Here is a 21,725-nt window from a genome sequence, read left to right on the forward strand (position 1 = left end):
TTTAGGCTCAGCATCGTGTGCTGCCAGAATCGGCGGATGGCGGTGGTCGAGGGAACTTCGGTTGGAGGCCCTCGCCGATCCTGTGGCGGCCATGGCGTTCCTGGAGTGGCACGAGGAGGCCGTCGCTTACCCGGACAGCGTGTGGCAGCGGAGAGCCGCCGAGGGTGAGGGGCGTGGGGACAGGCTGACGCTCATCGGGGAGACCGGCGGCGCAGCTCTTTGAAGAGGCTGTCGAGTGGTCATGGGCACGCCCGGCTGTCGAGGGGGCACGGCTGTTCGTGCACGAGGACAACCACCGGGCGGAGGCCTTCTACCGCCGCCGGGATTTCCGGCGCACCGGGAGGATCGACACAGACCCCCGCGCTTCGGCGTTCACCGCTCACAAGATGGAGCTGCCCAGGCTTCGTCTCTGAGGAGTCAGAGACGGCCGGCGGCCTTGAGAGCGAGGTAGGCATCGGCCAGGGCCGGGGCGAGCTTGTCGGGAGTGGCGTCCACGACGGTGACACCGCGGCGGCGGAGCCGGGATGCGGTGTGGTGGCGTTCTGCCTGTGTCCGGGCCGCGGCCGCGGCCCCGTAGACGGCGTCGAGTGTGCCGCGCGCGGCGGCCATCTCCTCGATGCGGGGGTCGGCGACCGATGCGACCACCACCATGTGGCGCTGGGTGAGGAGTGGGAGCACGGGAAGCAGGCCCTCTTCCACGGGAGAGGGGTCGAGGCCGGTGAACAGGACGACGAGCGAGCGCTGGGGAGCGTTGCGGAGGACGGTTGAGGCCATGCCTCGGGCATCGGACTCGATCAGGGCCGGTTCGAGCGGCGCCATCGTCGTTACCAGCGCAGGCAGCAGGTCGTGGGCGGTGCGGCCTCGGAGCGTGGCGCGCACCTGGCGGTCGTAGGCCAGGAGGTCGAAGCGGTCGCCCGCGCGCGCCGAGAGGGCGGCCAGCAGCAGGGCGGCGTCCATCGCGGCGTCGAGGCGCGGGATGTCGCCCACGCGGCCGGCCGAGGTGCGCCCGGTGTCGAGGACGGCCAGGATGCGGCGGTCGCGCTCGGGGCGCCAGGTGCGGACGGCGACGGAGCTCTGGCGGGCGGTGGCACGCCAGTCGATGGACCGGGTGTCATCGCCCGGGACGTACTCGCGGAGGCTGTCGAACTCGGTGCCCTCGCCACGGATGAGGACACTGGTGCGCCCGTCGAGCTCGCGGAGCCGGGAGAGCCGCGCGGGCAGGTGTTTGCGGCTGGTGAAGGCCGGAAGGACGCGCACCTTCCAGGGGACGGAGTGACTGCCCTGGCGGGCGGCGAGGCCGAGCGGGCCGTACGAGCGCACGGTGACGCGGGCGGCGTGGTGGTCGCCGCGCCGGGTCGGGCGCAGCCGTGTGATGAGGAGGCGGCGTTCCCCGCCGGGCACGGTCAGCCGGTGCCGGGACGCGGCGATCTCGGAGCCGGAGGCCCAGACACTGGGCGGCCAGGCGTCGCGGAGGTGGGCGCGCAGCGGACGTCCGGCGGGGTTGGTGACGGTGAGCCGGACTTCGGCAGGCTCACCGAGTCGAACTGACGTATCACCGGAACGGGTGAAAAGGAGCTTTCGGACTGGTGCCGCGCATCCCAGGTCGTACAGAATTGCGAGCAGCAGGGTGAGTTCGACGGCGAGCAGGCCGGTCCAGCTCGGAAGCAGGAAGCCGACGAGAAGCGCGCCGAGAGCGGCGATGAGAGCTGTACGTCCGGTGAGAGCCATCGGTCGGTTCGCGTCGTCTCAGCGGGGCACGGGGACGTGGGCGAGTAGCGAGGAGATCACGCTGTCCGCGGTGACGCCCTCCATCTCGGCCTCGGGACGTAGCTGGATGCGGTGCCGCAGGGTGGGCAGGGCGAGCGCCTTCACATCGTCGGGAGTGACGTAGTCGCGTCCGGTGAGCCAGGCCCAGGCTCGGGCGGTGGACAACAGCGCGGTGGCGCCGCGGGGTGAGGCGCCCAGGGAGAGCGAGGGGGATTCACGAGTGGCGCGGCAGATATCGACGACATAGCCGGCGACTTCGGGTGAGACGGATGTCTTGGCTACCGCGGCTCGGGCCGCGTCGAGTTCCGCGGGGCCGGCCACACGGCGTACGCCGGCGGCGGCGAGGTCGCGGGGGTCGAAGCCCTCGGCGTGCCTGGAGAGAACCTTGATCTCCTCCTCCCTGGAGGGCAGCGACACCTGGAGCTTGAGCAGGAACCGGTCGAGCTGGGCCTCGGGGAGGGGATAGGTGCCCTCGTACTCGACGGGGTTCTGGGTGGCGGCCACCAGGAAGGGGTCGGGGAGCTTGCGTGCGGTGCCCTCGACGGTGACCTGCCGCTCTTCCATGGCTTCGAGCAGAGAGGCCTGGGTCTTCGGCGGGGTGCGGTTGATCTCGTCGGCGAGGAGGAGGTTGGTGAAGACCGGGCCGGGCTGGAAGGAGAACTCGGCCGTGCGGCTGTCGTAGATGAGTGAGCCGGTGACGTCGCTCGGCATCAGGTCGGGGGTGAACTGGACGCGTTTGGTGTCGAGTTCGAGTGTGGCGGCCAGAGCTCGGACGAGGAGGGTCTTGGCAACGCCCGGAACGCCCTCCAGCAGTACGTGTCCGCGGCAGAGCAGGGCGACGACGAGTCCGGTGACGGTGGCGTCCTGGCCGACCACGGCCTTGGAGATCTCGCCGCGCAGGGCCTCGAGGGCGGCGCGGGCGCTGTCTGCGGAGGGGGCGCTCACGGGGTGCGGTCCTTGTCTCTCGGAGATGGGGTGATGCGGCGTTCGAGGAGATCGAGCCGGTCGGAGAGCCGGACGAGGGCTTCGTCGTCGGCAGGGGCCGGGCCGAACAGAAGGCTGTGGATCTGGATGCCGTCGTCCCCGGTGCGGGCGGCGACGGCAGGGCACAGGGCCTCGGAGCGGTGGGCCTGCGCGGTGGGCACGCCGGCGAGAGGGGCGATCCGGGTGCGGGTGGCCGAGCGCAGGGCTTCGGCTGCGCGTTCACGTGCGTTCGCCTGACGGTAGAGGTGGGCGCGGCCCTCGGCCGCCTCGGACGCCGGGACGGCCACGGGCAGCCGTTCGGGGACGAGAGGGCCCAGACGCCTGGCTCGCCAGAGTGCGGCGAGGACTGCGGCGATCGCGAGCTGGAGGGCGCCCCACCTCCAGCCGGGCGGGATGAGGTCGAAGAAGCTCTCGTCGCCGCCGTCGGTGGCGGTGGCGTCGTCCAGGGAGGGGAGGTACCAGACCAGATGGGGACGGGAGCCGAGGAGTTGCAGGGCGAGGGAGGCGTTGCCGTGTTGGTCGAGGCGGTGGTTGTAGAGCATGTCCGGGGCACCGAGTACCACGGTGTCGCCGTCGCCGGTTTCCGCGGGGAGTCGCAGCAGAGTGGGCAGCTCGCCGCTGGGGTAGCAGGCCTCGACCGAGGCGGCGGAGGTGGTGTAGGTGATGCCGCCGAGTTCGGCCGCGCCCGCGCGCCGGGCGTACGGGGCGTCGCAGCCGGGGCGGAGCACCTCGACGGAGGCGGGTTCCACGGCACGTACGTCCGGGGCCAGGGTGCCCAGCGAGGCCGGGCCCGGGGCCAGCAGGACGGTGCGGCCTCCGCTGTCGGACGCGGCGGCGCGCAGCGCGGACTGCTGACGTGCGCTGAGCAGGTCCGGGTTGGCCACCAGCAGTGTGGTGTCGGGGCCCAGCGCCTCGGTGGCCTCGGCGATGCCGGTGGCGACGGTGGTGTCCACTCCGCGGTCGGCGAGGAGTTCCGCGGTGGCGCGGCTGCCGTAGCGGTCGGCGGAGCGGGGATCGAGCAGCCCGTGCTGTCCGCCGGAGCGGAGGGCGGCGATGACCAGACCGGCCAGCGCCAGGACGGCCGCAGCCAGCAGCAGGCCGCGGGCGCGCCCCCACAGTTGGCGTGCGGTGGGCGACACCGAGGTGGCCGCGCCGGTGGAGGGGGCGGGTGGTGCGGTCGTCATACGGCGCCTCCGCCGGGGGCCGCGGGCGTGGGGTCACCGGTGAGGTGGGGCCTGCTGCGCCGGACGGCTTCCTCGAGGTCCCGCAGCCGCAGGTACGCGGCCTGGTCGGCCGGGCGTCCGGCGTATGTGACCTCGTCGAAGGCGAGGGCGGCGGCGTACAGGGCCGTGGTGTGGTCCGGGAGGACCCGGGCGGCTTCGGACGCGGCCTCGTCGGCGGTGCGGCCGGGGCGGGGGTCGAGCAGGGCGCGTTCCTCCAGGGAGCGGACGAGAGCGCGCATCCTCTCCTGGAGGGCTTCGCTCCAGCGGGCGGCGGAGGCGTACCGCTCGGCCGCGGCGCGGTGCTCGTCGGCGCTGCGCGGGCGGTCGTCGAAGAGTTCGCCGAACCTGGCGGATCCGGGCGCGCGGCGCAGTGCGCCCATGCGCAGCCGCAGGCCGGCCAGGAGAAGTACGACGAGCAGGGCGACGGCCGCGAGGCCGACCCGGCCTCCTGGAGTGGCCCCTGCGGCGGTGTCGAGGAGATCGCCGATCCGCTCCCACACCCAGTCGAGGAGGCGCCGCAGGAGGCTCGGGTCGTTCTCGTGGTACATGGGTTTGGACAGCTCGTCCTCGGCGGCCTCACGTGCCGGGACACGCGGGATCGTCACCGGCGCTCCGTCGTCGGAGCTGCCGGAGCCGTCGAGGCTGCCGGAGCGCATGGCGAACGGAGTCTCCCGTACCGCCGTTCGCACGCCCGCTGACCGCGTCACCACATCAGTTCCCCGGGGCGGTGCCGTCGGTGTGCCGCTCGTAGCCGGGTACCTCCGCGGCGCGGGCGAGTTCGAGGTCGAGGGCCTCGCGGCGGATGCGCTGGTCCATGTAGAGGAGGGCGGTGACGCCCGCGCTGATCGGGAGGGTGATGGTGGAGGCGAGGACCGCCCCGATACCGACGATGATCAGGTATGTCCAGGTTATGTCCGCGACGCCGCCGGTCATGAAGCTCTCGATGCCGTCACCCCCCAGCACGGGGGCCAGGAAGGAGGCGGGCAGCTGGATGATCATCGCGATCATGAAGACCAGCACGGTCGTGAGGAGCTGGATGCCGAAGATGCGCCACCAGGAGTTCCGCACGAGTTTGGCGGAACGCCGCAGGGCTGCGAAGACACCCTGCCGCTCCAGCATGAGGGCGGGCGCGGAGAGACAGTAGCGGACCCACAGCCAGACGGCCGCCACGGCGCCCACGAGGCCGCCGAGAAGGGCGATGCCCACGCTGGCCAGCTCCGAACCCGCCGCGCCGAGGAGGATGCCGGGCAGGAGCCCCAGGGCGACCGCTCCGCTCACGATCAGTCCTACCAGCAGCGTCAGGCCGAGCAGGCGGGCGAGCTGCGGCCGGGAGTCGCGCCAGGCATCCCCGATGGACACCGGGCGGCCCAGAACGGCACGGCTGACCACCACGGTGAGCATTGCGGTGGCGATGACCGTGCCGATCAGGGAGGCCAGCAGTTCGACGCCCAGGGCACTGAACGTACCGCTGAAGGCGTCCAGCACATCGTCCCTGGTCGGCTCGGCCTTGGTCTCCAGCGCCTGGAGGCCGCTGTTGTCCCGCATCCAGATGCCGGTGGCCACGGTGGAGACGAGCTGGATCATGACCGCGACCGCGAGCGATATGCCAAGGACCGTCCGCCAGTGGGCACGCGCGGTGGAGACCGCCCCGTCCAGGATCTCGCCCACGCCCAGGGGACGGAGCGGGATGACGCCGGGCTTGGCCGCGGGCGGCTGGTTCCAGTTCCCCCAGCCGGGCCGGCCCGGTGGCGGTGGAGGAGGAGCGCCCCAGCCCTGAGGGGCGGCGGGCGGCTGCTGCGGCGACCAGTTCGCGGCCGGCTGCCCCGGTGGGGTCCTGTCCGTGGGCACCTTGTCGGCGGGCTGCCCGGAAGCGCCGCCACCGGATGCGCCCCCACCGGACGCGGGGGGAGGATCGGAAGGGGAGGATCCGGGCGAGGCCCAGCCCGGAGAGTCACTCACAGCGGTTCACCTCGTGTTCTCGCGGCCCGTTCATGGGGATGTATCGGCTGGTTGGCAGCCATCGTGCCATGGGCCGCCGTGGAACGGCGCGGGCCCTGCGGCTCCCGGCTGCCTTCGACTGATGGTCGGGAGAAGGGGCAGACTGTCCGAATGGTTGACCAGACTGAGGAACGATCCACGGCTTCGGCGCCCGATGACGCACCGGTTCCCGTTCCCGCGCTGCGCTGGGAGGAACCTCCCGAGGGGCCGGTGGTGGTGCTGCTCGACCAGACCCGGCTCCCCGCCGAGGAGGTCGAACTCGTCTGCACCGACGTGCCCGCCCTGGTGGAGGCGATCCGCTCGCTCGCGGTGCGCGGTGCGCCCCTGCTGGGGCTGGCGGGTGCGTACGGCGTCGCGCTGGCGGCCGCCCGCGGGTACGACGTGACCGACGCGGCCGAGCAGCTCAGGCACGCACGTCCGACCGCGGTCAACCTCGGGTACGGGGTGAGCCGGGCCGAGCGGGCCTTCCGGGCGGCTGCCGACGCCGGCGCGGGATACGAGCGGGCGGCCGCCGCGGCGCTGACCGAGGCCCGTGCGCTGCACCGCGAGGACGCCGAGGCCAGCGAGCGGATGGCGGCGCACGGCCTGACCCTGCTGGGCGAGCTGCTGCCGGGCGGGGGCTACCGAGTTCTGACCCACTGCAACACCGGGGCGCTGGTGTCCGGCGGGGGAGGCACCGCTTTCGGGGTGGTGCGGGCCGCGCACCGTGCCGGCGAGCTGCGCAGGCTGTGGGTGGACGAGACCCGGCCGCTGCTCCAGGGGGCGCGGCTCACGGCGTACGAGGCGGCCCGGGAGGGCATGGCCTACACGGTGCTGGCGGACAACGCCGCCGGTTCGCTGTTCGCGGCGGGAGAGGTGGACGCGGTGCTGGTCGGCGCGGACCGGATCGCGGCCGATGGCTCGGTGGCGAACAAGATCGGCAGTTATCCGCTGGCGGTGCTGGCCCGCTACCACCATGTGCCGTTCGTGGTGGTGGCGCCCATGACCACGGTGGACCTGGAGGCGGCCGACGGCGGTTCGATCGAGGTGGAGCAGCGCCCCGGCCACGAGGTGACGGAGTTCGCGCCGCCCACGGTGCCGGGAGCCGGGATGGAGCCGGGCAGCGGCATCCCGGTGGCTCCGCTGGGCGCGCAGGCGTACAACCCGGCCTTCGACATCACTCCGGCGGAACTGGTGACGGCGATCGTCACCGAGCGGGGGGTGGTCTCACCGGTCACGGGAGGCGCGCTGGCCGAGCTGTGCTCGCTCTCACCGTCACCCCGGGAAAAGTCACGATCGGGTAATGGGATGATGGACGCATGAAGGGACGCGTCCTGGTCGTCGACGACGACACCGCACTGGCAGAGATGCTCGGCATCGTGCTGCGCGGCGAAGGCTTCGAACCGTCGTTCGTGTCGGACGGGGACAAGGCTCTCGCCGCCTTCCGCGAGACCAAGCCCGACCTCGTACTGCTCGATCTGATGCTGCCGGGCCGGGACGGCATCGAGGTGTGCCGGCTTATCCGCGCCGAGTCCGGGGTGCCGATCGTCATGCTCACGGCCAAGAGCGACACCGTCGACGTGGTGGTGGGCCTGGAGTCGGGGGCCGACGACTACATCGTCAAGCCGTTCAAGCCCAAGGAACTGGTGGCCCGCATCCGGGCGCGGCTGCGCCGCTCGGAGGAGCCCGCCCCTGAGCAGCTGGCCATCGGTGACCTGGTCATCGACGTGGCGGGGCACTCGGTGAAGCGGGACGGGCAGTCCATCGCGCTGACTCCCCTGGAGTTCGATCTGCTGGTGGCCCTCGCCCGCAAACCGTGGCAGGTCTTCACCCGCGAGGTGCTCCTGGAGCAGGTGTGGGGTTACCGCCACGCGGCGGACACCCGGCTGGTCAACGTCCATGTCCAGCGGCTGCGCTCCAAGGTCGAGAAGGACCCGGAGCGGCCCGAGATCGTGGTGACCGTACGCGGCGTGGGGTACAAGGCCGGACCAAGCTGACATGTGGCGTGGCGGTCGATTCCTCCCGGACGGGCTGCTGTCCGAAGGGGCGACGGGCAGCCGGGCGCACCCCCTGTTCCGGATGTTCGTCCGCTGGGTGAGGCGCCCGCTGCTGGCCGTGGCACGGCTGTGGCGGCGCAACATCCAGCTGCGGGTGGTGACCGCCACGCTGCTGATGTCCCTCGCGGTCGTCCTGCTGCTGGGCCTGGTCGTCATCGGCCAGGTCAGCAACGGGCTCCTGGACGCCAAGCAGCAGGCCGCGCGGAGTCAGGCCGCCGGCGGTTTCGCGGTGGCCGAGCAACTGGCCGACGACGCGGCCGACGACGTGGCCTCGGGAGGCGCCGGCAACGTCCGCAACGGACGCCAGGACACCGGCACATGGCTGAACGACCTGGTGACACAGCTCGCCAGCGGCGGCCAGGGTGTCTACTACCTGGTGGCACTCAGCTCCGAGGAGGGGCCGGGCACCTTCGGCGCGGACGAGGGGTCGGGCAGTCACGGACCTCGCGCATCCTTCGACCTCAAGCCCGAGGAGAGTGTGTCGCCGCAGTTGCGCGAGGCACTGGACGACAGCCCCGACACCTACGAGCAGTACGGCACGATCGTGCTGGAGGGCGGCCGGACCGAGGCCGCGCTGGTCATAGGCAAGCGCCTGAACGACCCCAACGGCGACCCGTACCAGCTGTACTACCTCTTCCCGTTCCAGCAGGAGGAGAAGTCCCTCAGCCTGGTCAAGGGCACACTCGCCACCGCCGGGGTCTTCGTGGTGGTGCTGCTGGGCGCCATCGCCTGGCTCGTCGTGCGCCAGGTGGTCACCCCCGTCCGGATGGCCGCCAGGATCTCCGAGCGGCTCGCCGCCGGGCGCCTCCAGGAGCGGATGAAGGTCAGCGGCGAGGACGACATCGCCCGGCTGGGCGAGGCGTTCAACAAGATGGCGAAGAACCTCCAGACGAAGATCCAGCAGCTGGAGGAGCTGTCCCGGATGCAGCGCCGTTTCGTCTCGGACGTCTCCCACGAGCTGCGCACTCCGCTCACCACGGTGCGGATGGCCGCCGACGTCATCCACGGGGCGCGCGACGAGTTCGACCCGGTGACGGCCCGCTCGGCCGAGCTGCTGCTGGGGCAGCTGGACCGCTTCGAGTCGCTGCTGGCGGATCTGCTGGAGATCAGCCGCTTCGACGCCAAGGCGGCCGCGCTGGAGGCCGATCCGGTGGACCTGCGCGATGTGGTCAGGCGCGTCCTGGAGGGCGCGGAGCCGCTCGCCGAGCGCAAGGGCAGCCGTTTCCTGGTCCACGGCGACGAGCGGCCGGTCGTGGCGGAGGCGGACGCCCGGCGCGTCGAGCGCGTGCTGCGCAACCTCGTGGTCAACGCCGTCGAGCACGGCGAGGGCCGGGACATCGTGGTCCGGCTCGCCTCGGGCGACGGGGCGGTGGCCGTGGCGGTGCGCGACTACGGTGTGGGGCTCAAGCCGGGCGAGGCCAACCGGGTCTTCAACCGCTTCTGGCGTGCGGACCCGGCCCGTGCCCGTACCACCGGCGGTACCGGCCTGGGCCTGTCCATCGCGGTCGAGGACGCCAGGCTGCACGGCGGCTGGCTGCAGGCATGGGGAGAGGAGGGCGGTGGTTCGCAGTTCCGGCTGACCATCCCGCGGACCGCGGGGGAGCCGTTGCGCGGCTCCCCCATCCCCCTGGAGCCGGCCGACTCCCGCCGCCGCAGGGAGGCCGCCCAGACCCCGTCCGGCGGGGCGCACACCCCCGTGCCGCCCCCGACCCCGCCTCCGGGGGCCGTGCGGGAGCCGCACCGCTCGCCCGGTGGCGCGGTGGCGGCACCTCCGCGGGAGACCGGGGACGGTCCGGGCGGTGGAGAGCCGGAGGCGCGAAGGCGGACGGCGACCGAGCCGGAGGAGGAGCAGGATGGACATGGCGACCGGCAAGGCGACTGAGCGCACGCGTGAGGGCATCCGTCCTCCCCGCTCATCCCGTACGCGCCGCGGGTACGCGGCGGCACTCGGCGCTCTCGTCCTGCTGATCTCCGGGTGCGCGTCGATGCCCTCCGAAGGGGAGGTCCGCAAAGTGGATCCCCTCTCCCGGGCCGAAACCGACTCCCAGGCCCGGGTGTTCGGGGTGAGTCCGCGCAAGGGCGCGGATCCCTGGCAGATCGTGCGCGGCTTCCTGGAGGCCACCACGAGCGACGAGCCGGAGTTCGCCACCGCCCGTGAGTACCTCACCGGCAGGGCCGCGCGCGGCTGGGACCCCTTCGCCCGTACGACGGTGCTCGACGGCGCCCCCACCGTGTCCGCCTCCGGCCGCTCCTCCACCGGTGAGGAGGACGGCACCGTCGTGGAGGTGACCGGCCCGACCGTCGCGCTGGTGGACAGCGAGCACGCCCACCAGCCCAGCGACGGGACGTACCGGGAGGTGTTCCACCTCGTCCGGGTCGGCGGTGAGTGGCGCATCGACCGGTTGCCGGACGGGCTGGTGGTGGCCGAGGCCGACTTCGAGCGCAACTACGAGTCGGTCAACACCTACCAGTACGCCGACCTGGGCCCGGACACCGGCGCGGTGACGCGGGGCGAGGACGTCCTGGTCGCCGATCCGATCTACGTCCGGGAGCGTATAGACCCGCTGACCGAGGCGGTCGAGGCGCTGCTGGACGGCCCGACCGGCTGGCTGGCCCCGGTGGTCGGCTCGGCCTTCCCCGAGGGCACACGGCTCGCCGACGGCACGAGGCTCTCCCCGAACGACTCCGGCACGCTGACCGTCCCGCTGGTCGTTCGCGACGGGAAGGGCCGTGAGCGTCCGCTCAGGGCGGGGAGTGCCCGGTGCGACCGGATGGCCGCCCAGGTGCTGCACACCGTGGACGGCCAGGTGTCGGCCAGGACCTCCCGTGTCCGGCTGACCAGGGGGGAGGGCGGCGCCGAGCTGTGCTCCCTGACCGGTGACGAGGCCGAGGCGTACGCGCCGGGCCGGCTGGGTGGCGACGGCGGTGGCCAGTACTTCGTCGACGACCGTGACCGGCTGGCCGTGGTGCTGGGGGACAGCGACCGGACCACGCCCGTCGGCGGCCCGTTCGGTGCGGGGCGGACCCGGATGAGCGCGGTCTCGGTGAGCCGGGACGAGAAGCGGGGCGCGGGGGTGTCGCTGGACGGCCGGTCGCTGTTCGTCGCCCCGCTCGCCGCCGACACCGGGCTCGGCGACCCCGTGGTGGCCAGTGGCGCGCAGCGGGAGAGGGACGGGCTGACTGCGCCGAGCTGGGACGGGCTCGGCGACCTGTGGGTGGCCGACCGTGACCCGGACGGGCCCCGGCTGCTGTGGCTGCGCGGTGGGCAGGAGGAGGCGAGAGAGGTCGAGGTGGCCGGTCTCGGCCGTGGCCGGATCGAGGCGCTGAGGGTCTCCTCGGACGGTGTGCGCATGGCTCTGCTGGTCAGCGAGGGGGACCGGACGACCCTGCGGCTCGGACGCATCGAGCGGAAGGAGTCCGAGGGCGGGGAGCCCATGGCGACCGTTGAGGGCCTGCGGCCCATCGCTCCGCGGATGGAGGAGGTGCTGGACGCCTCCTGGGCGGGCGACAGCAGGCTGGTGGTCGTCGGCCGGGAGTCGAAGGGCGTGCAGCAGTTGCGCTACACGGCGACGGACGGCTCCTCGGCCGGCCCCTCGACGCTGCCCGGACTCAACGGGGTGACCGGTGTGGCGGCCTCGGAGAACGGCGACAAACCGCTGCTGGCCGACACCGGTGAGGGCATTGCCCGGCTCGATCGCGCCGAGTGGGAACTGGTCACGGACAAGGGGTCGATGCCTGTCTACCCGGGGTAGTCATCCCGGTATGTTCGGTATGCGGGAATGGTGGCGGGAACTGGCCGATCTGGTGCTGCCCGCCGACTGCGCCGGGTGCGGCCTGCCGCGCACCGGTCTGTGCGTGCGGTGCCGGGAACTGCTGCGCGGTTCCCGGCCGCGGCGGGTGCGGCCGGACCCGCCGCCGGACGGCATGCCGCCGGTCCACGCGTGCCTGCCCTACGCCGACGAGGTACGGGCGATGCTGCTCGCGCACAAGGAGCGCGGCGCCCTGCGGCTGGCGGCTCCGCTGGGGGCGGTGCTGGCCGGCGCGGTGCGGGCGGCAGTCCAGGAGACGGCGGGGGGAGCGGCGCCGGGAGGAACGGCACGGGAGAGCAGAGGGCCGCTGCTGCTGGTGCCGGTGCCCTCCGCGCGGCGCTCGGTGGCGGCGCGCGGCCACGACCCGGTGCGGAGGATGGCGCTTGCGGCGGCCGGCGAACTCAGATGCGCCGGGTGGTCGGCGCGGGTCCTGCCCGTGTTGCGGCAGCGGCGCACCGTCGCGGACCAGGCGGGGCTGGACGCCCGGCAGCGCCTTGCCAACCTGGCCGGAGCCCTGGGTACGGCCGCCGGTGCGGGACGGCTGCTGGCGCAGGGCCCGGTGGTCGTGGTGGACGATCTGGTGACCACGGGCGCCTCGCTCGCGGAGGCGGCGAGGGCGCTGGACCGGACCGGCGGCACAGTGGCCGGCGCGGCGGTGGTGGCGGCCTCGCGGCACTAGGCACCGCATCGTCCGAGGTTCGCCCCGCTCGCCGCTCCTGGTGGTCCCGCACCGGTGTGCGGGCGCCCACCCGGCAGGTGGTTCGCGGGGGCGTACCCCGGCCGGGAATGGGCAGTGTGGTCCGTACGGGTGGAACCGCCGGCGGGAGTACCTGCCTCCCGCCGCGAGGCGGAGCCGCCCGCGATCGGAGGTAGGTGCCGACAGGGGGTGCCGAGTTCCCTCCGGCAGGGGTAGGTTCGGTTGTGAGGAATGGCGAGAGTCGTTCCGTACGGCGGGACATGTGCGCTCCAGGGCGTTCACCCGGCTTTGCCGGCCAATCTCCCGGAAACGGGGGAGTGGCGGTCTTCCCGACCGGGGAGGAGGAGGTGAAAGTCGCAACCCGACGTAGGGCCGGACGGTGACGGGCAGGAGCCCGCGCCTTTCGGACTCAGTGCACAAAGGGCGTGCTCCGCCGCTCAGGCCGCGGAGGCGCCCGGGAACGGAGTTCTGCGTGGACATCGTCGTCAAGGGCCGTAAGACAGAGGTGCCGGAGCGGTTCCGCAAGCACGTGGTCGACAAGCTCAAGCTGGACAAGATCCAGAAGATCGACGCCAAGGCGATCCGCCTCGACGTCGAGGTGTCCAAGGAGCCCAACCCGCGTCAGGCCGACCGCTCGGACCGGGTTGAGATCACACTGCGCTCCCGCGGTCCGGTGATCCGCGCCGAGGCGGCGGCGGCCGACCCCTACGTGGCGCTGGATCTGGCCACGGAGAAGCTGGAGTCGCGGCTGCGCAGGCAGCACGAGAAGCGGGTCTCCGCGCGCAAGGGGAACGGCCACCACCGGATCCCGGCGCGCGACGTGGCCGTGACCGTGCCGAACGCGGCGACCGTCGGCGAGGACGGCCGGCTCGGACCGCAGCGCACGGCGGTCGAGGAACCGCCCGCCACCACCAAGGTGGGACCGCTGGAGGTCCAGGGGGAGGGCCCCCTGGTCGTCCGGGAGAAGACCCACGCGGCGGCCCCGATGTCGTTGGACCAGGCCCTGTACGAGATGGAGCTGGTCGGGCATGACTTCTACCTGTTCGTCGACTCCGAGACCAAGCTGCCGAGCGTCGTCTACCGACGGCACGGCTACGACTACGGCGTCATCCATCTGGAACCCGACCCCTTCGTGGAGGAGGCGCCGCAGGGCGCAGGAGGCGCTCTGCGTGGCTGATAACAGTCGCTGACACCGCGCACCGGACCCGCCCCCGGCCGAACGAGGAATTCGGCCGGGGGCGGGGGCATGGAATCATGGCCACGTCCAACCGGCGCCCTGCACAGGCCGGTTGGCGCTGCGTAGCCTGGCTGCAGGGGGAGGAACGATGGCGGACAGCTTCGGGCCCGTGACGCCCGGCGCACGGGAGGGCGGCCGGGGCGCCGCGCCCGTGGACGCGGGGACGGCGGACCTGCGCGAGGAGCCCATCCGAGTCCTGGTCGTCGACGACCACGCCCTCTTCAGACGCGGGCTGGAGATCGTCCTCGCGCAGGAGGAGGACATCGAGGTCGTCGGCGAGGCGGGGGACGGGGCCGAGGCCGTGGACAAGGCCGCCGATCTGCTTCCCGACATCGTGCTGATGGATGTGCGGATGCCCCGGCGCGGCGGCATCGAGGCATGCACCTCGATCAAGGAGGTGGCCCCCAGCGCGAAGATCATCATGCTGACGATCAGCGACGAGGAGGCCGACCTCTACGACGCGATCAAGGCGGGGGCCACCGGCTATCTGCTCAAGGAGATCTCCACCGACGAGGTCTCCACCGCGATCCGCGCGGTCGCCGACGGGCAGTCGCAGATCAGCCCGTCGATGGCGGCCAAACTGCTCACCGAGTTCAAGTCGATGATCCAGCGCACCGACGAGAAGCGCCTGGTGCCCGCGCCGCGCCTGACCGACCGGGAGCTGGAGGTGCTCAAGCTCGTCGCCACCGGCATGAACAACCGCGACATCGCCAAGGAACTCTTCATCAGCGAGAACACCGTGAAGAACCACGTCCGCAACATCCTGGAGAAGCTTCAGCTCCACTCCCGGATGGAGGCAGTGGTCTACGCGATGCGGGAGAAGATCCTGGAGATCAGGTGAGGCGGGCCGGCCCGTACCAGGCCGGCCCGCACCGGCCGTGCCGAACGCGCCGGATGAACCGGACGCGCTGGAAGCGGCGAGCGCGTCAGTCGAGGGCCGCGGTGAGGGCCGCGGCCGACGCCGGGTCGTCGCAGCGCTCGACGCGGACCGCGTCGCAGCCCACCCATCCCGCGGCCTCCCGCAGTGCCCGTGCCATCGGCTCCACCGCCCCGCGTCCCGCCATCGACACCTGCCGCGCCACCAGCGTCCTCCCCTCGCGGGCCGGATCGACCCGGCCCAGCAGCCGTCCCCCCGACAGCAGCGGCATCGCGAAGTAGCCGTGTATCCGCCGGGCCCTGGGCACGTATGCCTCCAGCCGGTGGGTGAAACCGAAGATCCGCTCGGTGCGCCTGCGATCCCAGATCAGGGAGTCGAACGGCGACAGCAGCGTGGTGCGGTGCCGGCCCCGGCTCCCGGACGACTCGGCCTCCAGCGCCGCCGGGTCCGCCCAGGCCGGCCTGCCCCAGCCCGCCACCTCCACCGGCACCAGACCCGTCTCCGCGACGACCGCGTCGACCTGCTCGCCCTTCAGCCGGTGGTAGTCGGCCAGGTCCGCGCGGGTGGCCACCCCCATCGCCCGCCCGGCCTGGGCGACCAGCCGGCGCAGGCACTCGTGGTCGGTCAGGTCGTCGTGGAACAGTTCGCCGGGGACGGCGCGCTCGGCCAGGTCGTACACCCTCTTCCAGCCGCGCCGCTCGGCGCAGACCACCTCGCCGGTGTCCAGCAGCCACTCCACCGCGATCTTCGTCTCGGACCAGTCGTACCACTCGCCGCCGTTCTTCGCGCCGCCCAGCTCGGTGGCCGTCAGCGGGCCGTCGGCCTTCAGCCGGTCCCGTACGGCGGCGCAGGAGCGCTCGGAGTCCTCCATGAGGTGCCAGCGGTGACCCCTGGCCCGGAACGCCCGGCGCCGGAACGCGAAGTACGGCCACTCCCCGACCGGCAGGACGCAGGCGGCGTGCGACCAGTACTCGAAGGCGCGCCCTCCTCTCCAGTACGCCGCCTCCACCGTGTCGCGGCCGATCGCGCCCAGCCGCGCGTACGGCACCAGTTCATGGGAGCGGGCCAGTACCGAGATGGTGTCCAGCTGCACGGCTCCCAGGCGGCGCAGCACCCCTTCCGCCCCGGCCCGGCGGTCCGGCGCTCCCAGCAGCCCCTGTGCGCGCAGCGCGATCCGGCGGGCCTCGTCGGCGGAAAGTGAGAGTGAGACGGAGGTCATGCGCCGACGATAGGGCCTGCCACTGACAACGGGCCCGGAAACGGCCGGAACCCCGCCGGCGGCAGCGCGCCCCCCTACGGCGCGGGCAGGTACGGCACGGCCGCCGCCACTCCCCGGTCCGAGGGCAGCAGCGACGCCACCCAGGCGTCCCGCCGGGTCCCGCGGAAGGTGATCCGCGCCCGCAGGGTGCCCTCCATCACGAAACCCAGCCGCTCGGCCACGGCCCTCGACCCGGTGTTCCCGGCCTCGGCGAACCACTCCAGCCGCTGCACGCCCAGTTCGCGGAAGGCCCAGTCGGTCACCGCCCGTGCCGCCTCCACGGTGTACCCGCGGCCCCGCCGCTCCTTGGCCGTCCAGTAGCCCAGCTCCGCCAGGCGCCCCTCCGGTCCGGGCGGTGTGACGCGCACCAGGCCCATCGAGCCCACCAGCTCCCCGTCGCGGGTGAAGACGCCGAAGTTGTACGCGGTGTCCTCACGCCAGCCCGCCGGGCCGATGTTGAGCACGAACTCCTGCGCGTGCCGCCGCTCGTACGGCTCGGGGAGGGTGGTCCAGCGCAGGATGTCCGGGTCCTGGCAGGCGGCGTGGACGGCGGGGACGTCCTGCGGTTCGAAGGGCCGCAGCAGGAGGCGCTCGGTGCCCAGGGTGACGGGTCGCATGGAGATGATTGTGCCGGTCATCCAATCGGGCGGAACCGGCACCTTCCGAGTCTCCGGCACGTTGGGGGGTACAGGGGCCGGTGCCCCTCGCATACGATGGCCGGTGCGGCTGGGCCCGACGCAAGGAAGAGGCCCGCCGTGCCAGAGCACCCAGACCGTGCCCGGCCCGACCGGCAAGGAGCCAGCCTACGTGTCCGTCTTCGGCAAGATCATGCGTGCAGGTGAAGGCAAGATCCTGCGCAAACTGCACCGCATCGCGGACCAGGTGTCGTCGATCGAAGAGGATTTCGTCAACCTCACCGACGCCGAGCTGCGGGCGCTCACGGACGAGTACAGGGAGCGCCTCGCCGACGGAGAGTCCCTGGACGACCTGCTGCCCGAGGCCTTCGCGACGGTCCGCGAGGCGGCCAAGCGCGTACTCGGCCAACGCCACTACGACGTGCAGATCATGGGCGGCGCCGCCCTGCACATGGGCTATGTCGCCGAGATGAAGACCGGTGAGGGCAAGACGCTGGTGGGCACCCTGCCCGCGTACCTCAACGGCCTGTCGGGCAAGGGCGTCCACCTCATCACGGTCAACGACTACCTGGCCCAGCGCGACTCGGAGATGATGGGCCGCGTCCACAAGTTCCTGGGGCTGACGGTCGGATGCATCGTCGCCAACATGACCCCGGCGCAGCGCCGCGAGCAGTACGCCTGCGACATCACCTACGGCACCAACAACGAGTTCGGCTTCGACTACCTGCGCGACAACATGGCGTGGTCGAAGGACGAGCTGGTGCAGCGCGGCCACAACTTCGCGATCGTCGACGAGGTCGACTCGATCCTCGTCGACGAGGCCCGCACCCCGCTGATCATCTCGGGCCCGGCGGACCAGGCCACCAAGTGGTACGGCGACTTCGCCAAGCTGGTGAAGCGCCTGGAACTCGGTGAGGCCGCCAACCCGGTCAAGCAGCAGCCGGAGACGGGCGACTACGAGGTCGACGAGAAGAAGCGCACGGTCGCCATCCACGAGTCCGGCGTGGCCAAGGTCGAGGACTGGCTGGGGATCGACAACCTCTACGAGTCGGTCAACACCCCGCTGGTGGGCTACCTCAACAACGCGATCAAGGCCAAGGAGCTCTACAAGAAGGACAAGGACTACGTCGTCCTCGACGGCGAGGTCATGATCGTCGACGAGCACACCGGCCGCATCCTGGCCGGCCGCCGCTACAACGAGGGCATGCACCAGGCGATCGAGGCGAAGGAGGGGGTGGAGATCAAGGACGAGAACCAGACGCTCGCCACGATCACCCTCCAGAACTTCTTCCGCCTCTACGACAAGCTCTCGGGCATGACCGGCACGGCCATGACCGAGGCCGCCGAGTTCCAGCAGATCTACAAGCTCGGCGTGGTGCCGATCCCGACGCACCGGCCGATGATCCGCATGGACCAGTCGGACCTGATCTACCGCACCGAGGTCGCCAAGTTCGACGCGGTGGTCGACGACATCGTCGAGCGGCACGAGAAGGGCCAGCCGGTCCTGGTGGGCACCACCTCGGTCGAGAAGTCCGAGTACCTGTCGCAGCAGCTGAAGAAGCGCGGCGTGCCGCACGAGGTGCTCAACGCCAAGAACCACGAGCGCGAGGCCGTGATCGTGGCCCAGGCGGGCCGCAAGGGCGCCGTCACGGTCGCCACCAACATGGCCGGCCGCGGTACCGACATCAAGCTCGGCGGTAACCCGGACGACCTCGCCGAGGCCGAGCTGCGCGCCAAGGGCCTGGACCCGGTGGAGAACGCCGAGGAGTGGGCGGCGGCCCTGCCCGGGGCCATGGAGCGCGCCGAGCAGGCCGTCGCGGCGGAGCACGAGGAGGTCGTCGACCTCGGCGGCCTGTACGTGCTGGGCACCGAGCGGCACGAGTCGCGCCGCATCGACAACCAGCTGCGCGGCCGTTCCGGCCGCCAGGGCGACCCGGGCGAGTCCCGCTTCTACCTCTCGCTCGGCGACGATCTGATGCGGCTGTTCAAGGCGCAGATGGTCGAGCGCGTGATGTCCATGGCCAACGTGCCCGACGACGTCCCGATCGAGAACAAGATGGTCACCCGCGCCATCGCCTCGGCGCAGTCGCAGGTCGAGCAGCAGAACTTCGAGATCCGCAAGAACGTCCTGAAGTACGACGAGGTCCTCAACCGGCAGCGCGAGGTCATCTACGGCGAGCGCCGCCGCGTCCTGGAGGGCGAGGACCTGCACGAGCAGATCATCCACTTCATGGACGACACCATCGACGCCTACGTCCAGGCCGAGACGGTCGAGGGCTTCGCCGAGGAGTGGGACCTGGACCGGCTGTGGGGTGCCTTCAAGCAGCTCTACCCGGTGACGGTCACCGTCGAGGACCTGGAGGAGGCCGCCGGGGGCCGCGACGGCATCACGGCGGACTTCATCGCCGACGCCATCAAGGACGACGTCCACGAGCGGTACGAGGAGCGCGAGAAGCAGCTCGGCTCGGAGATCATGCGCGAGCTGGAGCGCCGCGTGGTCCTCTCCGTCCTCGACCGCAAGTGGCGCGAGCACCTGTACGAGATGGACTATCTCCAGGAGGGCATCGGCCTGCGCGCCATGGCGCAGCGCGACCCGCTGGTGGAATACCAGCGCGAGGGCTACGACATGTTCGTCGCGATGATGGACGGCATCAAGGAGGAGTCCGTCGGCTACCTGTTCAACCTGGAGGTCCAGGTCGAGCAGCAGGTCGAGGAGGTGCAGGTCGAGGAGGCCGGGCCCGCTCCCTCCCTGGAGAAGGCCCCCCGGGAGGAGGCCGTCGCGGCGGGCGGGCGCCCGGCGATCCGGGCCAAGGGCCTGGAGGCCCCGCAGCGTCCGGACCGGCTGCACTTCTCCGCGCCGACCGTGGACGGCGAGGGCGGTGTCGTCGAGGGCGACTTCGCCAGCGGCGAGGACGGCGGCCCGGTCCGCTCTCCCGCGGACGGCATGACCCGCGCCGAGCGCCGCAGGGCCCAGAAGGAGAAGGGCCGCCGCCGCAAGAAGTGATCCGGTGACCGCCGCCGCACGCCGGGCGGCGGTCCGCTTCGAGGCCGGTCCGGGGCCGGGCGTCCGATGAGGACGCCCGGCCCCGCGGCTTTTTCCGTGCCGCCACGGCCCCCGCTTCCCGCGCGGCACGGTCACGGTGTCGTCCCGCCGGTCAGGAGACGGTGTCGAGTTCGACGGCGGAGCACAGCCAGCGCCGGTCGCGGGAACGCTCCAGGCGGAAGGCCACGGCGCGCAGCCGGTCGCCGGCGGCGATCCGGGCGAACGCCTCGACCGCGTCGGGGCTGGGCTGCGACCAGCCGACCTCCCTGACCACCGGAGCGGGTCCGCCCGCCTGAGCCGACCGCAGCGGGGTCAGCGGGGCGAGCCGGACCAGTTGCTCGTACGCCTCGTCGCGGGTGTGGCCGAGCAGCAGGTGGACCGGCCGCAGCCCGCTGAGGACGAGCACCAGCCGGTGTGCGAACCAGTAGGGCGGCAGCCGGTCGCGTTCGCGCTGCCGGGCCGCGAGCAGGGCCGAGCGGGCCGGCCGCCGGGAGTCCCGGCGGCCGGGAGGGGCGGTACGGCTGGTGGGCGGCATGGTCTCTCCCCGTGGTCTGGTGCGGTGTCCCGCACATCGATCCGCTTACTGGGCGGTAACTTCCACCCCGGTTTCTACTGGGCCGCCCGCGGGGCGGCAACGACCGCCGGGCGGTGGCGGCGGACTGTGTGCGTTTCACCTGTCCGATGGAGAATCCGCCGGGGCTTGACGGCAGGGGCCGCTGACCTGCGCCGTCGTCCGATGCGAGCGAGCGGGGCGGAACGGGACCGGGGGAGTTCGGCGCGCGGGAGCCGCCGTATGCTGTCGGGGCACCCGGAGCGGCCTTACACGAAAGTGGTGGCGATGCGCGTCTATGTCCCCCTCACCCTGCCCGGCCTGGCGGCCGCGCACCGGGCGGGCGAGCTCGGCCCCGGCCCGCTGACCGCCTACGCGGTCACCCCCGGGCTGCGCGAGTGGTACGTCTCGGACGACATCGAGGAGCTGGAGTACGCCGCGCTCGGCCGCGCCGCGCAGGCCTCGCTGCGGCTCCTGGCCGTCGCCCCGGACGCCCCGCGCCGCCGGGTCGTGGTCGCCGTCGACGTGCCCGACCGCGAGGCCGTGGCCGACCCGGACCGCGGTCTGGACCCGGCCGCGCTGGGCGAGGTGCGGATCGAGCGGGCCGTACCGCTGGACCGGGCCGCCGCCGTGCACGTGGACGGCGGCGACGCCGAGGCGGACGTCGCCGCGGCGGCACAGGCGCTGGGCGCGGCCGACCACGGCGACGACGACGCCCGCTTCACGGTGGACGGTGCGGACGACCACGAGCTGCTGTGGTACGCCACCCAGGAGATCGGCGACATCGTGGAGGGGCCGGCCTGAGTCCGTCCCCGGCCGGCGCCCCGGCCCGGTCGGGGACGGGGCTCCGGCCGGCCGCGCCTGTCGCCTGTCACACCCACCCCTTACCGTCGTGGGTATGGACTCGGGCACGGGGAGAGCCCACATCGTGTGGGACTGGAACGGCACGCTGCTGCACGACATCGACGCGGTCATCGCCGCGACCAACGCCGCCTTCGCCGAGATAGGGCTGCCGCCCATCACGCTGGAGCGCTACCGGGAGCTGTACTGCGTACCCGTGCCGCGCTTCTACGAGCGTCTGATGGGGAGGCTGCCCACCGACGAGGAGTGGGCCGGAATGGACGAGGTCTTCCACCGGCACTACTTCGCGCGCGTCGAGCGGGTGGGGCTCGCCGACGGCGCGGCGGAACTGCTCGCCGCGCGGCGGGAGGCCGGGCTGACCCAGTCGCTGTGCTCCCTTGCCCCGCACGACCATCTGGTGCCGCTGGTGCGCAGACACGGCATCGAGGAGCACTTCGTCCGGGTCGACGGGAACCTCGGGGGCGGCAGCGGGTCGGGCACCGGCAAGGCCCGGCAGATGGCGGCGCACGTGGCGGCGCTCGACGGGTTCGATCCCCGCCGCACCGTGGTGGTCGGCGACGCGGTGGACGACGCGGTGGCGGCCGCCGCCGTGGGCGCGCGGGCCGTGCTGTACACCGGCGGCTCGCACAGCAGGAGCAGCCTTCGGGCGGCCGGGGTGCCGGTGGTGGACAGCCTCGCCGAGGCGGTGGAGGTGGCCGAGCACGTGATCGGGGAGCACTGACACCGCCGTGCGGTACCGGGAGAGCGCTG

The 21,725-nt window shown here is 72.5% G+C and carries 19 protein-coding genes; 11 read left to right on the forward strand and 8 right to left on the reverse strand.

Annotation, left to right across the window (positions count from 1 at the left end; all coding sequences use genetic code 11):
- Positions 1 to 61 precede the first annotated feature (61 nt).
- Positions 62 to 223, forward strand: coding sequence for a hypothetical protein (locus tag IQ279_RS11445; RefSeq protein WP_206348300.1), 162 nt, complete (start codon positions 62 to 64; stop codon positions 221 to 223).
- 194 nt (positions 224 to 417) lie between these two features.
- On the opposite strand, the gene IQ279_RS11450 is transcribed toward IQ279_RS11445, so the two are convergent.
- From IQ279_RS11450 to IQ279_RS11470, 5 genes are read right to left on the reverse strand one after another with little or no spacing between them, the layout of a single operon-like run.
- Positions 418 to 1,728: a DUF58 domain-containing protein gene (locus IQ279_RS11450; RefSeq protein WP_206348301.1), complete on the reverse strand. Its 1,311-nt coding sequence runs from the start codon at positions 1,726 to 1,728 to the stop codon at positions 418 to 420.
- Positions 1,729 to 1,746: 18 nt separating this feature from the next.
- Positions 1,747 to 2,712, reverse strand: a complete 966-nt coding sequence (locus IQ279_RS11455; RefSeq protein ID WP_206348302.1) for an AAA family ATPase — start codon at positions 2,710 to 2,712, stop codon at positions 1,747 to 1,749.
- Complete coding sequence (locus IQ279_RS11460) at positions 2,709 to 3,935, reverse strand: DUF4350 domain-containing protein (RefSeq protein WP_206348303.1); 1,227 nt, start codon at positions 3,933 to 3,935, stop codon at positions 2,709 to 2,711. Before IQ279_RS11460 ends, IQ279_RS11455 begins: the two co-directional genes overlap by 4 nt.
- Positions 3,932 to 4,630 (reverse strand): DUF4129 domain-containing protein, encoded by a 699-nt coding sequence (locus IQ279_RS11465; RefSeq protein WP_206348304.1) that lies wholly within the window; start codon positions 4,628 to 4,630, stop codon positions 3,932 to 3,934. Before IQ279_RS11465 ends, IQ279_RS11460 begins: the two co-directional genes overlap by 4 nt.
- Before the next feature lie 55 nt (positions 4,631 to 4,685).
- Positions 4,686 to 5,822, reverse strand: coding sequence for a glycerophosphoryl diester phosphodiesterase membrane domain-containing protein (locus tag IQ279_RS11470; protein WP_307792312.1), 1,137 nt, complete (start codon positions 5,820 to 5,822; stop codon positions 4,686 to 4,688).
- A 261-nt stretch (positions 5,823 to 6,083) separates the two neighbouring features.
- On the opposite strand from IQ279_RS11470, the gene mtnA reads away from it, so the two are divergent.
- The 7 genes from mtnA (at position 6,084) to IQ279_RS11505 (ending at position 14,592) form a co-directional block, all read left to right on the forward strand.
- Positions 6,084 to 7,274, forward strand: coding sequence for an S-methyl-5-thioribose-1-phosphate isomerase (gene mtnA / locus IQ279_RS11475; protein ID WP_206348306.1), 1,191 nt, complete (start codon positions 6,084 to 6,086; stop codon positions 7,272 to 7,274).
- Positions 7,271 to 7,948 carry a two-component system response regulator MtrA gene (mtrA, locus tag IQ279_RS11480; RefSeq protein WP_014061181.1) on the forward strand — a complete coding sequence of 226 codons (678 nt, stop codon included), beginning with the start codon at positions 7,271 to 7,273 and terminating at the stop codon, positions 7,946 to 7,948. The genes mtnA and mtrA overlap by 4 nt, the downstream gene beginning before the upstream one ends.
- A gap of 1 nt (position 7,949) precedes the next feature.
- Positions 7,950 to 9,890: an MtrAB system histidine kinase MtrB gene (gene mtrB / locus IQ279_RS11485; RefSeq protein WP_206348307.1), complete on the forward strand. Its 1,941-nt coding sequence runs from the start codon at positions 7,950 to 7,952 to the stop codon at positions 9,888 to 9,890.
- A complete protein-coding gene (locus IQ279_RS11490) occupies positions 9,862 to 11,760 on the forward strand; it encodes an LpqB family beta-propeller domain-containing protein (protein WP_241027979.1) in 1,899 nt (632 codons plus the stop codon). Before mtrB ends, IQ279_RS11490 begins: the two co-directional genes overlap by 29 nt.
- 10 nt (positions 11,761 to 11,770) lie before the next feature.
- Positions 11,771 to 12,496 (forward strand): ComF family protein, encoded by a 726-nt coding sequence (locus IQ279_RS11495; protein WP_307792313.1) that lies wholly within the window; start codon positions 11,771 to 11,773, stop codon positions 12,494 to 12,496.
- A gap of 490 nt (positions 12,497 to 12,986) precedes the next feature.
- Positions 12,987 to 13,691: a ribosome hibernation-promoting factor, HPF/YfiA family gene (gene hpf, locus IQ279_RS11500; protein WP_206348308.1), complete on the forward strand. Its 705-nt coding sequence runs from the start codon at positions 12,987 to 12,989 to the stop codon at positions 13,689 to 13,691.
- 148 nt (positions 13,692 to 13,839) lie between these two features.
- Positions 13,840 to 14,592, forward strand: coding sequence for a response regulator (locus IQ279_RS11505; RefSeq protein WP_206348309.1), 753 nt, complete (start codon positions 13,840 to 13,842; stop codon positions 14,590 to 14,592).
- An 85-nt stretch (positions 14,593 to 14,677) separates the two neighbouring features.
- Here the strand turns inward: IQ279_RS11505 and IQ279_RS11510 are convergent, their stop codons facing one another.
- Entirely contained in the window at positions 14,678 to 15,847 is a 1,170-nt protein-coding gene (locus IQ279_RS11510; RefSeq protein ID WP_206348310.1) for a winged helix-turn-helix domain-containing protein, read from the reverse strand.
- Positions 15,848 to 15,921: 74 nt separating this feature from the next.
- Complete coding sequence (locus IQ279_RS11515) at positions 15,922 to 16,503, reverse strand: GNAT family N-acetyltransferase (RefSeq protein ID WP_206348311.1); 582 nt, start codon at positions 16,501 to 16,503, stop codon at positions 15,922 to 15,924.
- Between the two features lie 190 nt (positions 16,504 to 16,693).
- On the opposite strand from IQ279_RS11515, the gene secA reads away from it, so the two are divergent.
- Positions 16,694 to 19,525, forward strand: coding sequence for a preprotein translocase subunit SecA (gene secA / locus IQ279_RS11520; RefSeq protein ID WP_206348312.1), 2,832 nt, complete (start codon positions 16,694 to 16,696; stop codon positions 19,523 to 19,525).
- Between the two features lie 151 nt (positions 19,526 to 19,676).
- Here secA and IQ279_RS11525 read toward each other — a convergent pair whose 3' ends face one another.
- On the reverse strand, positions 19,677 to 20,099 hold the full coding sequence (locus IQ279_RS11525) for an Rv3235 family protein (protein WP_206348313.1): 423 nt from the start codon (positions 20,097 to 20,099) through the stop codon (positions 19,677 to 19,679).
- A gap of 303 nt (positions 20,100 to 20,402) precedes the next feature.
- Here IQ279_RS11525 and IQ279_RS11530 point away from each other — a divergent pair, with 303 nt between their 5' ends.
- On the forward strand, positions 20,403 to 20,918 hold the full coding sequence (locus IQ279_RS11530; protein WP_206348314.1) for a DUF6912 family protein: 516 nt from the start codon (positions 20,403 to 20,405) through the stop codon (positions 20,916 to 20,918).
- 94 nt (positions 20,919 to 21,012) lie between these two features.
- Complete coding sequence (locus IQ279_RS11535; protein ID WP_206348315.1) at positions 21,013 to 21,696, forward strand: HAD family hydrolase; 684 nt, start codon at positions 21,013 to 21,015, stop codon at positions 21,694 to 21,696.
- Positions 21,697 to 21,725: the final 29 nt, after the last annotated feature.

This window comes from Streptomyces verrucosisporus (assembly GCF_017114865.1).
Taxonomy (GTDB): Bacteria; Actinomycetota; Actinomycetes; order Streptomycetales; family Streptomycetaceae; genus Streptomyces; species Streptomyces fenghuangensis.

Coding starts and splice junctions, on each gene's coding strand:
- IQ279_RS11450 (WP_206348301.1), bottom strand. CDS start 1,728: ATGGCTCTCACCGGACGTACAGCTCTCATCGCCGCTCTCGGCGCGCTT.
- IQ279_RS11460 (WP_206348303.1), bottom strand. CDS start 3,935: ATGACGACCGCACCACCCGCCCCCTCCACCGGCGCGGCCACCTCGGTG.
- IQ279_RS11465 (WP_206348304.1), bottom strand. CDS start 4,630: ATGCGCTCCGGCAGCCTCGACGGCTCCGGCAGCTCCGACGACGGAGCG.
- mtnA (WP_206348306.1), top strand. CDS start 6,084: ATGGTTGACCAGACTGAGGAACGATCCACGGCTTCGGCGCCCGATGAC.
- mtrA (WP_014061181.1), top strand. CDS start 7,271: ATGAAGGGACGCGTCCTGGTCGTCGACGACGACACCGCACTGGCAGAG.
- mtrB (WP_206348307.1), top strand. CDS start 7,950: ATGTGGCGTGGCGGTCGATTCCTCCCGGACGGGCTGCTGTCCGAAGGG.
- IQ279_RS11490 (WP_241027979.1), top strand. CDS start 9,862: ATGGACATGGCGACCGGCAAGGCGACTGAGCGCACGCGTGAGGGCATC.
- IQ279_RS11495 (WP_307792313.1), top strand. CDS start 11,771: ATGTTCGGTATGCGGGAATGGTGGCGGGAACTGGCCGATCTGGTGCTG.
- IQ279_RS11505 (WP_206348309.1), top strand. CDS start 13,840: ATGGCGGACAGCTTCGGGCCCGTGACGCCCGGCGCACGGGAGGGCGGC.
- IQ279_RS11510 (WP_206348310.1), bottom strand. CDS start 15,847: ATGACCTCCGTCTCACTCTCACTTTCCGCCGACGAGGCCCGCCGGATC.
- IQ279_RS11515 (WP_206348311.1), bottom strand. CDS start 16,503: ATGCGACCCGTCACCCTGGGCACCGAGCGCCTCCTGCTGCGGCCCTTC.
- IQ279_RS11525 (WP_206348313.1), bottom strand. CDS start 20,099: ATGCCGCCCACCAGCCGTACCGCCCCTCCCGGCCGCCGGGACTCCCGG.
- IQ279_RS11530 (WP_206348314.1), top strand. CDS start 20,403: ATGCGCGTCTATGTCCCCCTCACCCTGCCCGGCCTGGCGGCCGCGCAC.
- IQ279_RS11535 (WP_206348315.1), top strand. CDS start 21,013: ATGGACTCGGGCACGGGGAGAGCCCACATCGTGTGGGACTGGAACGGC.